This is a genomic window from Pseudoalteromonas sp. Ld20 (assembly GCF_045064175.1).
Classification (GTDB): Bacteria; Pseudomonadota; Gammaproteobacteria; order Enterobacterales; family Alteromonadaceae; genus Pseudoalteromonas; species Pseudoalteromonas neustonica.
Genome location: NZ_JBISHB010000035.1, coordinates 69,205 through 84,972, shown reverse-complemented (window position 1 = coordinate 84,972; position 15,768 = coordinate 69,205). Strand labels below are relative to the sequence as shown.

At 38.9% G+C, this 15,768-nt stretch carries 9 protein-coding genes and 12 tRNA genes; 10 read left to right on the top strand and 11 right to left on the bottom strand.

Annotation, left to right across the window (positions count from 1 at the left end; genetic code table 11):
- Nucleotides 1–146: 146 nt before the first annotated feature.
- From ACJJVX_RS11975 to ACJJVX_RS11950, 6 genes are all read right to left on the bottom strand, one after another.
- Nucleotides 147–3,014, bottom strand: a complete 2,868-nt coding sequence (locus tag ACJJVX_RS11975; protein WP_054455314.1) for a pitrilysin family protein — start codon at nucleotides 3,012–3,014, stop codon at nucleotides 147–149.
- An 832-nt stretch (nucleotides 3,015–3,846) separates the two neighbouring features.
- Nucleotides 3,847–3,922 (bottom strand) — tRNA-Glu (locus ACJJVX_RS11970).
- A 36-nt stretch (nucleotides 3,923–3,958) separates the two neighbouring features.
- Nucleotides 3,959–4,031: transfer RNA gene (locus ACJJVX_RS11965), tRNA-Glu, on the bottom strand.
- A 93-nt stretch (nucleotides 4,032–4,124) separates the two neighbouring features.
- Nucleotides 4,125–4,200 (bottom strand) — tRNA-Glu (locus tag ACJJVX_RS11960).
- 144 nt (nucleotides 4,201–4,344) lie between these two features.
- Nucleotides 4,345–4,420: transfer RNA gene (locus ACJJVX_RS11955), tRNA-Glu, on the bottom strand.
- A gap of 39 nt (nucleotides 4,421–4,459) precedes the next feature.
- Nucleotides 4,460–4,535, bottom strand: a tRNA-Ala gene (locus ACJJVX_RS11950).
- A gap of 837 nt (nucleotides 4,536–5,372) precedes the next feature.
- Between ACJJVX_RS11950 and ACJJVX_RS11945 the strand changes: the two genes are divergently transcribed.
- The 10 genes from ACJJVX_RS11945 (at nucleotide 5,373) to ACJJVX_RS11900 (ending at nucleotide 11,521) form a co-directional block, all read left to right on the top strand.
- A tRNA-Val gene (locus ACJJVX_RS11945) sits at nucleotides 5,373–5,448 on the top strand.
- Nucleotides 5,449–5,580: 132 nt separating this feature from the next.
- Nucleotides 5,581–5,656 (top strand) — tRNA-Val (locus ACJJVX_RS11940).
- Between the two features lie 50 nt (nucleotides 5,657–5,706).
- Nucleotides 5,707–5,782, top strand: a tRNA-Val gene (locus ACJJVX_RS11935).
- A 35-nt stretch (nucleotides 5,783–5,817) separates the two neighbouring features.
- Nucleotides 5,818–5,893, top strand: a tRNA-Val gene (locus tag ACJJVX_RS11930).
- Between the two features lie 19 nt (nucleotides 5,894–5,912).
- A tRNA-Val gene (locus tag ACJJVX_RS11925) sits at nucleotides 5,913–5,988 on the top strand.
- Nucleotides 5,989–6,031: 43 nt separating this feature from the next.
- Nucleotides 6,032–6,107: transfer RNA gene (locus tag ACJJVX_RS11920), tRNA-Val, on the top strand.
- A 20-nt stretch (nucleotides 6,108–6,127) separates the two neighbouring features.
- Nucleotides 6,128–6,203: transfer RNA gene (locus ACJJVX_RS11915), tRNA-Val, on the top strand.
- A gap of 286 nt (nucleotides 6,204–6,489) precedes the next feature.
- On the top strand, nucleotides 6,490–8,127 hold the full coding sequence (locus ACJJVX_RS11910) for a response regulator (RefSeq protein WP_054206430.1): 1,638 nt from the start codon (nucleotides 6,490–6,492) through the stop codon (nucleotides 8,125–8,127).
- 67 nt (nucleotides 8,128–8,194) lie between these two features.
- The gene (locus tag ACJJVX_RS11905; protein ID WP_054206431.1) at nucleotides 8,195–9,562 is read left to right on the top strand and encodes an extracellular solute-binding protein; all 1,368 of its coding nucleotides are present in this window, start codon (nucleotides 8,195–8,197) and stop codon (nucleotides 9,560–9,562) included.
- Nucleotides 9,563–9,565: 3 nt separating this feature from the next.
- Complete coding sequence (locus tag ACJJVX_RS11900; RefSeq protein ID WP_342884247.1) at nucleotides 9,566–11,521, top strand: ATP-binding protein; 1,956 nt, start codon at nucleotides 9,566–9,568, stop codon at nucleotides 11,519–11,521.
- A gap of 92 nt (nucleotides 11,522–11,613) precedes the next feature.
- Here the strand turns inward: ACJJVX_RS11900 and msrB are convergent, their stop codons facing one another.
- The 5 genes from msrB to ligA form a co-directional block, all read right to left on the bottom strand.
- Nucleotides 11,614–12,054, bottom strand: coding sequence for a peptide-methionine (R)-S-oxide reductase MsrB (msrB, locus tag ACJJVX_RS11895; protein ID WP_054206433.1), 441 nt, complete (start codon nucleotides 12,052–12,054; stop codon nucleotides 11,614–11,616).
- A gap of 12 nt (nucleotides 12,055–12,066) precedes the next feature.
- Nucleotides 12,067–12,573 (bottom strand): peptide-methionine (S)-S-oxide reductase, encoded by a 507-nt coding sequence (locus ACJJVX_RS11890; RefSeq protein WP_054455316.1) that lies wholly within the window; start codon nucleotides 12,571–12,573, stop codon nucleotides 12,067–12,069.
- Nucleotides 12,574–12,639: 66 nt separating this feature from the next.
- Nucleotides 12,640–13,080, bottom strand: a complete 441-nt coding sequence (locus tag ACJJVX_RS11885; protein ID WP_054455319.1) for a hypothetical protein — start codon at nucleotides 13,078–13,080, stop codon at nucleotides 12,640–12,642.
- A gap of 28 nt (nucleotides 13,081–13,108) precedes the next feature.
- Entirely contained in the window at nucleotides 13,109–13,606 is a 498-nt protein-coding gene (locus tag ACJJVX_RS11880) for a DUF2919 domain-containing protein (protein WP_054455365.1), read from the bottom strand.
- Between the two features lie 96 nt (nucleotides 13,607–13,702).
- The gene (gene ligA / locus ACJJVX_RS11875; protein ID WP_405631605.1) at nucleotides 13,703–15,724 is read right to left on the bottom strand and encodes an NAD-dependent DNA ligase LigA; all 2,022 of its coding nucleotides are present in this window, start codon (nucleotides 15,722–15,724) and stop codon (nucleotides 13,703–13,705) included.
- Nucleotides 15,725–15,768: the final 44 nt, after the last annotated feature.

Genomic DNA, 15,768 nt, shown 5'->3' with positions numbered 1-15,768 from the left:
TAATACGATTAGGATAAGTTTTTGTCACTTAAGTTTAGGTAATAAAAAAGCAGCGAAAGGCTGCCTTTTTATTACTGTACCCAAGTCACCTCAAGATGCAGAATTCGCATATTGAGGTGGTTTAGGTATACGAATGACTACTTAGTTTAAAAAGTATAATCAACTACTTTCATACCCAGTTTTTCTAGCTGAGGTTTAAGTGTCTTAGCATCGCCTACTACTAAGTAAACCATCTCTTTGGTATTTAAATGCTTTGCAGCCAACGCGTTAATTTCGTCTTTGCTTATTGTGCTTACGATCTCATTACGGTCTTTAACAAAGCTTGGCTGTAAATCATGTTCCAATATCTGAGCAAGGAAACCTAGCTTAGCATTAGGTGTTTCATATTTTAGCGCATCTTTTTGATTGATCGCTTGACGCATAAAGCTCAACTCATCATCTGTAATACCATTTTGAGCATAATTATTTAGCTCATTAGTAAATTCAACAATAGAGGCTGCTGTAGAGTCTGCACGTACTGCAGCAGATGCTGTAAAACCACCTGATGTTGCATCGCCCCAAAAACGCGTACGTGCACCGTAGGTGTAACCTTTATCTTCGCGTAAATTTAAGTTTATACGACTATTAAAATTGCCACCAATTGCAAAGTTCATTAGGTTAGATTTAAAGAACTCACCAGTTATGTCTTCAATCATACCGCGCTTACCAATGCGAATTTCAGACTGAGGTGCATCTGGTTTATCTACTAAGTAGATTACATTTCCTGCAATTTTTGGCTCTTCAAACTTAGCTGTAGATACAGGCGCTTTGCCTTGCCAATTATCTAGCGTATTTTTGATTTTGCCTTGTAATGCAGATTGATCTAAATCAGATACTACGATTACTTCACTGCCCTGAGGTTTAAAGTTTGATTGATAAAACCCTTTTACATCATCAAGGTTAATAGCGGCTAAACTTTCTAACGTGCCACCATTTGGCAATGCTGCAATGCTATTGCCATAAAGCAATTTACTGTACGCGTTACTTGCTAAATAACCTGCATCTTTCATTGCATGTTGAATGTTCTGAATGCTTTGTTGTTTGTTACGATTAAAATCATCTTCACTAAAAGCTGGATTAAATAACTTCTCTTCAACCAAAGCTAAAGTCGCATCAAGGTTTTTTGTTAAGCTTGAAACAAATATATTTGTGTGCGTGCTATTTGCAGAGATACGAATGCTGCTTCCAAGTTTTTCAAGCGCGTTACTCATTTCCTCTGTTGTATAATTTTGTGTTGATTCACTTAACAATGCGGCGGTCACAGAAGCAAGACCCACTTTTTTAGCTTGCTCGTTATATTGGCCACCAGGCACTTTAATAAGTAAAGAAGTCGTTGGCGTTTCAGTACTTTGAGTTCCTAATACCGCAATCCCATTGTTGGTCGTGGTTTGCCATAATGTAGGTACATCCACAGCTGGGTTTTTACCTGCCGTTGGTTGTTTACTTCTATCAAATGTATCAACTGCCTTACGAGCAACTAAGTCGTCTGCACTTGTTGATGATGGACCACCGAAATCATGAGAAATTGGAGTGAAATTATCTTTAGCTGCAATTAACTGAGGTTGCCCTTCAGGCACTACACTCATGATCACTGCAAATTTGTCTTTAACATATTCATTAAATACACGCATTACATCCGCTTTTGTAACGCTATTATAGCGAGCGATGTCATCTTTAATGTAATTAGGGTTACCCGTGAAGGTTTCAAATGCTGCAAGCTGAGAGACTTTACCTGAGACGCTTTGCAATCCAAAAATTGCACCCGATTCTATTTTTGCTTTCACTTTATCTAAGTCATCTTGCGTTACACCGCGTTGTTCAAACTCAGTAAATGAATCACGAACAATTTTTTCCATATCAGCCAGTGTTTTTCCTGATGCTGGATTTGGTAAAGCATAGATACTTAATGAACATGCAAGCTCACGACATGGGTGGCTAACGCCCGCCTGTACTGCAAGTTGGGTTTTTACTAAGTTTTTATATAAGATTGAATTATTACCGCCACCAATAATCTCAGCGAGTATATCAAGTGGTGCTTCATCTTCGTGACGTGCATAGGCTGTTGGATAATTAATACTCAACAATGGTAAGTGAACCTTATCTTCCATTGAAATATAACGATCAGCATCAAGAGTTACCGCTCGTTTTTCTGCATTATCAACCTCTGGTCCACGCGGGATCGGTGCAAAATATTTGCTAACTAACGGTAATACTTCTTCCGCGCTGATATTACCACCAATTGTAATAGTTGCGTTATTTGGACCATACCAACGTAAAAAGAATGCTTTGAGATCGTTAACATTGACGCGATTTAAATCGTCCATAAAACCAATTACCGGCCAAGAATATGGGTGACCGTCTGGGTAAAGAGCTTGTGACACGCGTTCATTTAAACGACCATACGGGCGATTATCTACACGTTGGCCACGTTCATTTTTAACTGTTTCTCGTTGTACTTCAAACTTTTCTTGCGTTACAGCATCAAGTAAAAAACCCATACGGTCAGCTTCTAACCACAACATTTTTTCTAACTGATTTACCGGTACTGTTTCAAAATAGTTAGTGCGATCTGAGTTAGTCGTACCATTTAGCGTACCACCGGCTTCAGTGATAATTTTAAAATGCTCTTCATCCGCTACATTTTCAGAGCCTTGAAACATCATATGCTCAAAAAAATGGGCAAAACCTGATTTACCAAGCTCTTCACGGGCTGAACCAACATGATACGTCACATCCACATGGACTAAAGGGTCTGAATGATCTTCATGAACAATCACCGTCAGGCCGTTGGCTAGTTGGTATTTTTTATATGGGATATTAATCTCAGCTGCATTTGCTGTAACTGATTCTATAAGTGTAATACCTGGGAGTAGACTTGCTGCGGCTTGTGTATTTTTATCTGTTGTATCTGTGCTATTACAAGCAGCCAGGCCTGTGGTGAGTAAAACGGCTAGAGCAATTTTTGTGAGTTTCATTTTTTTATCCATTTTTAATTAACTCATGGAGTTTATTATTTAATTAAGCTGGGTACAAGTGAATGAAAACGAACAACTACCGTAGTTTGTAACTAAGTGTGACTGTAATAAAACATGATTGCTCTAGGGCGTGTTGACCTTTGTGGATTGAAATTTGTTCAACCTAGGGCCGATTTAATCGCGGCGCGAGGTTTGTAACAGCGGGCTCAATAACTGCTCCAGCGTTATTCTACTGGCTCACATCCATGTGAGAATAAGTAAAAACCGAGCAAAGCTTCCGCGTCCTGCTCACGCCCCTTACCTACTTCCATGTAGGCAACAAAGAGTTAATCGCCCCTTGGAAGAACCCTTTGGGCAGCGCATGTTTGGCATTTATACTGCGTTATCGCCTATTTATGGGGAACAACCACACTGCATAGGCGCTGCCTTGCCTAAATACCAAACATACTGCTGCAAAATCAATCACGAAAGGTCAACACGCCCTAGTACACAAAATAAATTTAAATTAATACATCAATAAGGGGTTTGATAGATAAGTAAAATCTAAATTAGTATTATTTATCGGTGTTTATTTATTATTTTTCAGGAGATTAAATTTATTTTATTTTTGAATTAAATAGAATGGTTTTAAAGCGTATTGGTTTAAAAATATTATATAGATAGGATATATAGCTAATTGGTGTTGTTCTTAATAAAACTTGACTTGCTGTTCATTCATTTATATAAAAATATATAAAGCAAGTGGCGTCCGCAAGAGATTAGTACTCTTGTTAACGTCGTGCATAGAGAGTGCGGTGTCACACTGCCTTATACATTACTTAAAATAAGTAAGTGGCGTCCCCAAGGGGATTCGAACCCCTGTTACCGCCGTGAAAGGGCGGTGTCCTAGGCCTCTAGACGATGGGGACACATAAATGTGTCACTAGGACAACTGAATGGTTAAACGTCCCCAAGGGGATTCGAACCCCTGTTACCGCCGTGAAAGGGCGGTGTCCTAGGCCTCTAGACGATGGGGACACATAAATGTGTCACTAGGACAACTGAATGGTTAAACTCGTTTCAGGCGAGCTTTATTAATAACACTGCACTTCCCTATTAAAAATAAGCAAGTGGCGTCCCCAAGGGGATTCGAACCCCTGTTACCGCCGTGAAAGGGCGGTGTCCTAGGCCTCTAGACGATGGGGACACATAAATGTGTCACTAGGACAGTTGATTAGTTAAACTCACATCCTGAGCTGTTTAAGGTATTGCGATATATACAAATTAAGACTCGAGCTTAATCTGTTCGCTATTCTCTCGGTAAAACCGCCTTTAACTAATAAAAGCTAAGTGGCGTCCCCAAGGGGATTCGAACCCCTGTTACCGCCGTGAAAGGGCGGTGTCCTAGGCCTCTAGACGATGGGGACACAGAAAACTGCTACCCTAGGACATACACTAAAATAAATTGGTGGAGCTATGCGGGATCGAACCGCAGACCTCTTCACTGCCAGCGAAGCGCTCTCCCAGCTGAGCTATAGCCCCAATTTATTCTGCTAAACACTTACTCGGTAAACCGTGTGGTGTATTGCTTAGTGCGGGGCGCATTCTATGCAGCACCCCAAATAAAGTCAACAGTTTTTTATGTAACTTTATTTAAATGATTTAAATTTCAACAAACTGGATACTGAATAAACAACAGATTCAAATATACAGTACATTTCCCCTTAAAACGCGTTTAAATCATAAATAAACGAGCGCTAAATAGAAAGGATTGCCGTTAAATAATCATAATGAATCTAATTTATAAGGTATACATCTATATGCAAATCAAATTATGAAAAAGTCACTCCTGCAATTAAGGCCCTGATGATATTTTTTATATTGAATAAATAAACCAAGCACACGTTATTAGAGCTCACTAAACTTCAAGGCCCCCTCACTTTCGTATCGCAATGAAATAACCATTCTAAAAATGGCTGTTCTGCAACGTAAAAAAGTGTAATTACACCACGGTGTGTTGAATAATTATTAGATCACGCATACCTGCTGTTTATAATTACAATAAAATAGCTTCCCTGCCTGCCCATCATTTAATAATTAGCTAATCTTCTTTCAGCTCATTAAAGGTAAAAGGTAATTTATTGGCGTTTACCTGGTTAATAAACTAATCATTTAGCTTATGCACTAATGAGTTATGCGAGTAACTTTACGTAAGCGCGGCTTCAAATGCAGAGAAATGTTTATTAATTAGCCTCAAAAACGATTGTTTGCTTATAAAACCCGCATCTAAAACATTTTTCACATTCAAGTGTTGACACATTTAGAACTCTATCTATAATAGCGCCCCACAACAACGCAGCAATGTGTTGTATTAGATGTGGGTGATTAGCTCAGTTGGGAGAGCATCGCCCTTACAAGGCGAGGGTCACTGGTTCAAGTCCAGTATCACCCACCACATCTAATTCTATATGAGTTGTTAGCTCAATTAGAAAAAAGAGAGCATCACCGCTATTTACAAATAACGGCGAAGTTCACTGGTTAAAGTCCAGTACTATTTATTTTGATAGTAGCGTTTTAATTTATATGTGGGTGATTAGCTCAGTTGGGAGAGCATCGCCCTTACAAGGCGAGGGTCACTGGTTCAAGTCCAGTATCACCCACCACATATAAAACCTATTATTTTATTAATAGTCGCGTTTTAAAATTGTAATATGGGTCGTTAGCTCAGTTGGGAGAGCATCGCCCTTACAAGGCGAGGGTCACTGGTTCAAGTCCAGTACGACCCACCATTTTTTATATGGTGCATATTACAAGATATCTAAATGGGTGATTAGCTCAGTTGGGAGAGCATCGCCCTTACAAGGCGAGGGTCACTGGTTCAAGTCCAGTATCACCCACCATTTAGATATAAAACTTTACGGGTCGTTAGCTCAGTTGGGAGAGCATCGCCCTTACAAGGCGAGGGTCACTGGTTCAAGTCCAGTACGACCCACCATTTATAAAATGGTTATCGTAAAGTTTAGTTAATTGATTATTTGGGGTCGTTAGCTCAGTTGGGAGAGCATCGCCCTTACAAGGCGAGGGTCACTGGTTCAAGTCCAGTACGACCCACCATTTAATCAAAAATTATATGTGGGTGATTAGCTCAGTTGGGAGAGCATCGCCCTTACAAGGCGAGGGTCACTGGTTCAAGTCCAGTATCACCCACCACATATAATTCAATTCAATTCAAATTATCACCAACTCCATACAAACATATAAATAGGTTAAAAATTTTAATTACTTATTCATACACGTTAAGAGTTTTATCTTTATGATATCTAAGACAAACTAACTACTAAACAGTTTATATAATACGTAACGATTACTTATTGCTCGTATTTTCTTATATATCCGAAATAAACCCACTACTTACAATGATTAAATTTTAAATTCCCTTGTCAGCGACTAGACTGTTTATTATAGTCACTGATACGTTTAATTGGTCGCAAGTTTAATGCCAACAAAGATTTTTTCTAAAGCCAAAATACTCATAGTTGAAGAGCAACCACTTGCCCAAAGCTATATGAAGCAATCTCTCGAAAAACTTGGCTTTGAGCAACTTAGCTTTGCTGAGCATGCCAGCTCGGCTAAAGAACAGTGCCTCTCAGAATCATTTGACCTTATAGTATGTTCTTTTAATTTAAGTAAAAATCAAGATGGCTACCAGCTATATGAAGAACTGCGTGTAAAAAGATTAATTAAGCACTCTACTGGTTTTATATTCATTTCAGCTGAAACAACAGGATCTTTAGTTCATAGTATGCTTGAACTACAGCCTGATGACTTTCTTGTGAAACCTTTCACTATTCACGAACTAAAAACACGAATAGAACGGATTTTATTGAGAAAGCATAAACTACAAAAAATTTATAGCCTAATAGATGATAATAACGATTCTAAGGCGCTCAAGTTCATTAATGCTGCTTTAAATGAAAAAGGCAGCGCTAATAGCGCAATTTTACTAAGGTTAAAAGGTGATCTTTTAATTCGATTAAAAAGAAATGAAGAAGCAAAAAGCTACTTTAAATCGGTTTTAAATATTCAAAAGTTTACATGGGCTAAAGTAGGTTTAGTAGAAGCCCTTATTGCTAACAATGAGCATATTTTGGCTCAACGTATGCTTAAAACAATGCTAGAACGACATGAAACTAGGCTAGTGGCATTAGATTTACTTGGCCGCTTAGAAATAAAACTAAATAAATTTGAACAAGCACAAGATTTTTTAAGTAAAGCAGTAGAGATTGCACCGCGAAATATCGATCGTCAAAAATCATTAAGTCATGTCACACAGTTAAATCACGATTATGAAAAAAACTACGCAACACAAAAAGATATTGCAAACTTTGCAAAGCACTCCATACACGATCATCCCGATATATATTTAAATGCAGCGCGAGCTGGTATTGATTTCGCCCTGACTACAGATCAAAGCGATCAGGTTCAACGTATTTCGAGACAAACAAATAAATATTTAAACGACTTAAAAAGTCAATTTCCAAATAGCCATAACCAAGCACAAATTGATGTATTAAATGCTCGTTTACATTACCTTAAAGATGAGCACCAAAAAGCTAAAAAACTTATAGAACAGCTTGATGTCGATGACACTCAAATTCGCTCCGTCGACGGTGCACTCGACAAAGCGAAAGCATTTCATGAACTCGGGTTTCATCACAAGGCACAATCATTATTCTCCCAAATTATTACACATTGCGAACGTCACCCAAACATCAGTGATCCTATTTATCTGCAATATATCCAACAGCAGCAAAGAGAACGCCGAGATATTAAAATGGGGCCTAAAGAACTAAATAATCATGCTGTTACACAATTTAACCGTGGACAACTCAATACGGCCCTGGAAGCTTTCACACAGGCATTTAGGATCATGCCTCGCAATGCTAGCATTGCTTTAAATTTATTACAGTGTCAGTTTGATAACAGCAAAGAAAGTAGCCAAACAATGAATCTAACAATCGCTAAAAAATGCTTTGCACTTCTGTCTTCTACACAATTAGATGATGAGCAGCAACAGCGGTTTGAAAAAATATCACAGCAAGCGAATGCCATGGGGTTAATTTTAACTAAATAAAAATAATTTCCCTATTTACGCGCTAGCGCATTCTATACTCGTATAAACCATCAATAAGGAAGTCCAATTGCAACATATTGCCTCTCACTTAATATATTTGTTAATGGCTAGCCTATCATTGAGCTTTACGTGTGCTTTAGCAGCTAAAACTAAGCTCTCAAACTGGCAAGAAGCTGATATTGATTGGCGTGCCTTTGAGGGTACGCATATTAATGTTTTGGCAGATCAACAGCCTGCATTCATGGCTTTAAAACCGTACTTGCCTGTTTTTAAAGAATTAACAGGTATTAATGTTGGCTTTCATGCATTAGAACAGTCAAAAATGCGCCGCAGACGAAGTAAAGACTTAGAGAAAGGATTAGGCTTATATGATGTATTACCCATGGGTGTTACATTTTTAGGTCAAGCATATGAAAAAAATTATATCGACCCCATTGCCCCTTACTTAAATAATCCCGCCTTAACCGATAAACATTGGTATAAAATTGATGACATTAGCCCTAACAGCTTAGCGTTGTGTCAGATAAACGGTACATTATTATCACTGCCCTTTGACTTTTCGGCACCAATATTTTTTTACCGTAAAGACCTCTTCGATAAGTTTGAATTACAAGTGCCCAATACTTATGAAGAACTTATACAAACCAAAATTGCACTTCAAAAAGCAATTGATTTAAACCCTGAGTTAGCAGGAATGAGTGCATTCGCATCTCGTACATTACCAGGCGCTGGATTAAATACTTGGACTGTTTTACCTGTGATGCGCGCATATGGCGCGCAAATATTAACACAAGAAGGAGAAGCGCTTAGTAACTCGCGTGAGGCTCAAAAAGGTATTAAAGCCTATCGAGATCTAGTTGTTGGCTATGGTAATCCATCAAATAGCCGTACATTACATTTTTATGATATTAGAAAGCTATTTAAAGAAGGTAAATTGGCATCAGCTTTTATCGCATCTCATTTTTATAATGAAATAGATACACCTAAAGAGTCAGACATATGGGATAAATGGGAGGCAGCCCCCTTACCTAAGGGTCCACAAGCACGTGAGACATCTCCTTGGGCGTGGGCATTTGCTATTAATTCAAAATCATCTAAAAAATCTGCGGCTTGGCTTTTTATTCAATGGGCAACAAGTGCCCAAACAGCGAGTTTATTAAGTACCGGAGGCTCACCACCACGGCAACAAATATGGCAAGAACAGCTTTTTACGCTGGTAAATAAGCCCGGATTTAACGCGACAATGCTGTGGGTTTTTGAACACGCAACACCTGCTCACATTCAATCTGGGATCGCGCAATTTCCAGCCATTGGTGAAATTATATCTCATGCCTATAGCCAAATTTTTTATGGTGCAGATATTCACCAAACGTTAAATAATAGCAACGATAAAATTACCGTTGTACTTGAGACTAATAATTTAAAGCAGAAGTAGCCTATGTATATAAGCATTGCTCACAAAATACTATTAATTATCGGCTTTACTATCAGCTTAGTATTAGGTGTTAGTACAGCTTTGCATGTTATTGAACTAAAAAATCAAACTTTATTAAATATGAGTGAGAAAGCATCCGCGATCGTCTCACCGATGCTAGGTGAAATAAAAAAATTAAGCAAAGATGGTAATGTTGGTAACTGGGTGATGCAAATTCAAACCATCGCGATTGACCAGCTACTAGAGCAAAATAGCTTTAATGACCTCACTAATGTTTTTTTTATAGATAACGAAGCACATATAGTGGCGCATCACGATATTGAACAAGTATCGAGCGATGTTATTAATCAAACATTGTTACAAGCCCTCGATCAACAACAAAGTATTATTATCAATGATGATAATATTTATCACGTTGTTATTCCCGTTAAAGGATATCAAAACGACAATCTAGGCTTTGTTGTTGTTAGTTTTTCTGATGATGGACTCGCTGAAAAAATTGCCTCTATTATCACCAATGCCGTCTCATTATTTGCATTATATTTATTAGCTGCACTCGTGATTGCTTATATCGTTATTCGTAAAATAATCCTGCAACCTATTGAGCAACTCGTTGAATTTTCACACTCGATCACCACAGGCGATCTTGATTGCCCCATTAATATTGCTAGTCAAGATGAAATTGGTACACTTGCAAGTGGTTTTAAAATGATGCGAGCAGCAGTGCGACAACAAATAAACAACATGCATCAGCAACAGTCTATTTTAGAAGAAATGGTCGCAACACGCACACAAGAATATTTAGCGGCCAAAGATCAGGCTGAACATTCAAATCAAGCTAAAAGTGTTTTCTTAGCTAATATGTCCCATGAACTAAGAACACCGCTTAATGCAGTGCTTGGTTTTAGTCAATTGCTGCAAGACAGCGAGTATGACAAAACAAAGCTTCGATATCTGGAGGCTATTTCCGTTTCAGGTAACTCTTTATTAGGTATTTTGAATGGTATTTTAGACCTATCGAAAATTGATGCGGGAAAAATGCAGCTTGAGCTCGAAGACGCTGATTTAAATTTAATGTGTAATGAATTATCGATGATGTTTATGCAGCAATGTGCGCAAAAAGATCTAGCACTGACAATTCGATGCTCTGAGCTCATTCACACCGCCCTACACCTTGATGGTAATAAATTACGACAAGTAATGATCAACCTAATTAGTAATGCCATAAAGTTTACTGAGCAAGGTCACGTGTGTGCATTGTTTGATTGTGAGCAAGGCTCAACAAATCAACATATCAATTTAGTGATCAGTGTCCAAGACTCCGGCAAAGGGATCCCAGATGATCAACAAAAATGTATTTTTAATGCGTTTGAGCAAGTGGAAGGACAAAAAAGTTCTGAGTTTGGCGGTACTGGATTAGGTTTGGCTATCTCACTAAAATTCATTAAGTTAATGGGTGGCACATTACAAGTAAATAGTTGTGAAGGTCAAGGCAGTGAATTTATTGTTCGTATCCCCGACATTAAATTAACTCATTCAATCAGAAGGACTAAAAAAGCCTATTATCCCCCTATTAATAGTTACCAATTTAATCCTGCTCGAATATTAATTGTTGATGACATTGCTTATAACCGAGATTTTTTAATTTCATTTTTATCTCGTTGGTCTTTTGACATTGAAACGGCTGAAAATGGTCAAACAGCAATAAAAAGTGTCAGTCAAAAAATCCCAGATTTAATCATAATGGATATGAAGATGCCAATTATGGGAGGCCTTGAAACAACTCAGTTTCTACGCAATGACGCTAAATATAAACATATTCCAATCATTGCGGTAACAGCCTCAGCCCTGCAAAATGAAAAAATGAAATTCACACAATTAACTGATTACTGCATAACAAAGCCTATTTGCAGAGAGCATTTAATTTTTGCTATTGCACAATTTATTGACCCAATTTAGCGTATCTATAAACCATACTTAATGCCTATGTAACCACTTTAAGTCAGCTTTTATAAAGTGGTTATGGCGTTCGTTTTTTTACATAAAGCTGCTTACAGCTTTTTCAGGGATACCGCATTGATACAATAACGCAGTCCACTGGGCATTGGCCCATCAGGGAATACGTGACCTAAGTGCGCATCGCATACATTACAAACCGTTTCAACTCTTTGCATACCGTGGGTTTTGTCACCATTGTAAGCGATGGAATTTATCTCTGCTGGTTGCGTGAACGATGGCCAACCGGTGCCACTATCAAATTTCTCGTCGCCATCAAATAATAAGTTATCACAGCATATACAGGCATACTTTCCTGGTTCAAACAACGTGCAACTATCTGAGCTATGTGGGCGCTCAGTGCCTTTATTACGCGTCACATAAAATGCCTCTTCTGATAGCATCTCTTGCCATTGTTGCATGGTTTTCTCTACTTTACGGCTTGGCTCTGGGTTACCTTTACTGGCAAAATTTAAAATATCATTCCAGTTCAACATAATTGACCTCATTTATACAAGATGGGTTAATTTACTGCTATCCACATTATCATGGTAGTGCGTTAATAACATTGCGAGTTTTGGATTTATCCGTACCTCACAAAATGGTTTGTTAGGATTTGAAAAATAGTAATTTTGATACTGGCTCGGTGAATGTTTAAACTCCCCTGCCAGTAAAATGTGTGTAATTAATGGCTTGTTATAATCTGCTTGCTTTAAATCTAACGCGTGCTGTGCAGCTTCACATTGCGCGCTCGTATAAGCATAAATTGCAGAACGATATTTCTCACGCATGCTATGTTCACTCGTTGCACTGTGGGTATCGATATGGATTGCAATTAAATCAGTTAAGCTTATTTTATGAGGATCAAAGCGCAATCGAATCGCTTCACTAAATTGGCTGCTGTTCTCTGAGCTTTTAAACCAACCTTGCTCAACACTCTCAACACCTTTTAATGAACTGAAAATAGCTTCGGTGCACCAATGGCAGCTTCCACCTAAACCGATCTGTTGTTTCATGATACCTCCAAAAAGCAACGACTAACTTGATGCGTTTAAGTATACCGCTGTTTTAAAGGTTTTATTTCATTGTATCAAAATAGATTGCTTTTCACGGGCTGTAAAAAGTGAATCTAAATACGCTAAAATCTCAGCTTTCGTTGCCGGCAAGCTGACAGATAATTGTCGCTCTTTACTAGAGTAAACAGACAATAAATCATCATGGCATTGTATTTTTTCAATCGTATTTATAACCAGCCATTGCGGTCCGTGTGTGCGATCAAAAAAGCCTGTCAGTGTAAATAATAATAAGTTTTCTTGATCGCGTTGGATGAATTTATCAAGGCTATTACGTGTTTTAAAAAATGACGTTAACCGATAGCAGCACGAGCTAAATACGAACACCCATAAAGCTATTAAAAATACAAACCAAGGCTGCTGTAATAGCCCAGTAAATAAGCTCAACAATAATAGTACGATGCCAAAACAAGCGACGATCAGCGCCAGTCGTTGATTAATTTTTTGCATTGATAGTCCTTACTAACCAAGATTGATGTTAGTGCTTCTTGTCATCCGTTTCAGGATCGGGCCAGTCATTAAAAAATACCGTTAAATAACGGCTTTTGGCTAAATACAGAAGCACCCATAACACTGTTACCATTTGTAGCGCTAAAAACATCGAAAATTGATAATAACTATGTGCTGCTTGAATGACTAACCAAGCTAAATCAGCGGCTGCGCAAACAAGTAATGGCCAGCGCATGAAGCGCCAAATTCGTGCTAATTTCGCAGCACCAGCAGTGCTTTTTTGTGGCCTGCGTAAACAAAATATAACCGCTGGAATAATTGCAATTGCGCCGATGGCCAAAGCACTAAAAAAATCATTTTTTGATCTAAAAACCAACGACATTATATCCAGCTCAGGACGACGGCTAAGCGCTGCAATAATCCAAATAAAATAAGCACGTAATAATACAAGTAAACTCAAATGAAATGCGATTGGCGTACGGTATGTGCCGTATTTATCCCAATACTCCGGTCCGTAACGCATCAGCACTTCCTATCTTTATTAAACTCACTATAAGTACAGCGGCACTTATAGTGATCAATAATGGACTGCTGTTGAGCTTTAACTGCATTGGCAGTTAAGTTACCCATTATGCTGCGCCAAAAGTGCAATTAAATCATCTTCGGTTAGTATCTCAATGCCTAAATCTTGCGCTTTAGTGAGCTTAGAACCTGCTTTTTCGCCCGCAATCAACGCATCTGTTTTAGCTGATACACTACCTGACACTTTCGCGCCTAATTGCTGTAGCCGTGCTTTCGCATCATTACGATTAAGTACACTTAAAGTACCTGTTAGTACATAGGTTAAACCTGCCAATGGCTGCGATTCTTCACTCGGTGGTATTAGTTCAGGCCAATGTATTCCTTGTGCAATTAATGCTTCTACTACGTCTAAATTGTGCTGCTCTGCAAAAAAACCTCGCACATGTTTTGCAACGATCTCACCAACATCACTTACCTCAACTAAGGCTTCTGCCGTTGCTGTTGTCACCATTTCAAGTGTTAAAAAATGGTTCGCTAAATTTTGCGCCGTTGCTTCGCCAACTTCGCGAATACCGAGCGAATATAAAAACTTAGCAAGCGTTGTTTGCTTTGCATCATCAAGCGCTGCAACAAGGTTTTTAGCTGACTTAGGTCCCATGCGCTCTAATGACTCAAAATGCCCTTGTTTTAAAATAAACAAATCTGCAGTCGTTTTAATAAGCTCTCTGTCCACCAGCTGCTCTACAATTTTATCGCCAAGCCCATCAATATCAAATGCTTTGCGAGAGGCAAAATGTTTAATCGCTTCTTTACGTTGTGCTTGGCATACTAAGCCTCCTGTACAACGCGCTACAGCCTCGCCTTCAATACGCTCTACATGCGAGTCACAGATTGGGCAAGTCGCTGGAAACTCAATATCCTTTGCATCAGCTGGACGGCGATCTAGCACCACTTGAGTAATTTGTGGGATGACATCACCTGCACGGCGAATAATGACTGTATCGCCTACTTTTACGCCTAAGCGCTCTATTTCATCGCGATTATGCAGTGTTGCATTTGATACTGTTACGCCACCAACAAATACAGGCTCTAAACGTGCAACAGGTGTAATTGCACCAGTACGCCCTACTTGAAATTCAACATCGAGTAATTGGGTTATTTCTTCTTGAGCAGGAAACTTATAAGCAATTGCCCATCGCGGTGCTCGTGCAACAAAGCCTAAACGTTCTTGCATGGCTTTATTATTTATTTTTATTACAACGCCATCTATTTCATATTTTAAGTTGCTGCGCCGCTGTAAAATATCGTGATAATATTCAAGCGCGGCTTGCTGGCCTTCAACTAACTTAGTTTCTGGACACAGCGGCAAGCCCCAATCTGTTAATTTAGCAAGCTGTTGATAATGATCGCTAGGAAGCTCGCCGTCCGCAACCATGCCTGTGCTGTATGCATAAAACATCAATGGGCGCTTAGCTGTTATTTTAGAATCGAGCTGGCGTAAGCTGCCGGCAGCGGCATTACGCGGGTTTACAAATACTTTTTCGCCACGCTTTTCGGCTTCAACATTAAGCTTGTCAAATCCTGCGCTATCCATAAAAACTTCACCGCGAATTTCAATTTCGCCGGGGTAATCATCGCCACGTAATTTTAATGGCACATTACGAATTGTTTTTACATTCTCTGTGATATTCTCGCCAGTATGCCCGTCACCGCGAGTAGCAGCCTGCACTAATACACCATTACGATATAAAATAGACACAGCTAAGCCATCAAGCTTTGGTTCGCAGCAAAAGGTCAGTTCGTTGGTGTCCATTAAACGTTCTTTAACACGGCGGTTAAATGCGGTAAATTCATCTTCGCTAAAAGCATTATCTAACGACAGCATCGGCACTTGGTGAGCTACTTGCTCAAATTTAGCAAGCGCAGCCCCGCCTACCTTTTGTGTTGGTGAATCCGCGCTTGCATACTGCGGGTTTTCGCTCTCTAAAGCACTTAGCTGTTGTAATAAACGGTCATATTCCGCATCAGGGATACTAGGGTTATCGAGTACATAATAGTTGTGATTATGATCTTCTAATTGCTGACGTAGCTGCGTTATTTGCGCAAGCACTAAAGTGGACATACTGACCTCAAAAATATAAAAAGCCACTTAAACGAATCATCGCC

Excerpts from the sequence above, each read along its gene's own strand:
- ACJJVX_RS11975 (WP_054455314.1), bottom strand. The coding sequence starts at position 3,014 with ATGAAACTCACAAAAATTGCTCTAGCCGTTTTACTCACCACAGGCCTG.
- ACJJVX_RS11910 (WP_054206430.1), top strand. The coding sequence starts at position 6,490 with ATGCCAACAAAGATTTTTTCTAAAGCCAAAATACTCATAGTTGAAGAG.
- ACJJVX_RS11900 (WP_342884247.1), top strand. The coding sequence starts at position 9,566 with ATGTATATAAGCATTGCTCACAAAATACTATTAATTATCGGCTTTACT.
- msrB (WP_054206433.1), bottom strand. The coding sequence starts at position 12,054 with ATGTTGAACTGGAATGATATTTTAAATTTTGCCAGTAAAGGTAACCCA.
- ACJJVX_RS11890 (WP_054455316.1), bottom strand. The coding sequence starts at position 12,573 with ATGAAACAACAGATCGGTTTAGGTGGAAGCTGCCATTGGTGCACCGAA.
- ACJJVX_RS11885 (WP_054455319.1), bottom strand. The coding sequence starts at position 13,080 with ATGCAAAAAATTAATCAACGACTGGCGCTGATCGTCGCTTGTTTTGGC.
- ligA (WP_405631605.1), bottom strand. The coding sequence starts at position 15,724 with ATGTCCACTTTAGTGCTTGCGCAAATAACGCAGCTACGTCAGCAATTA.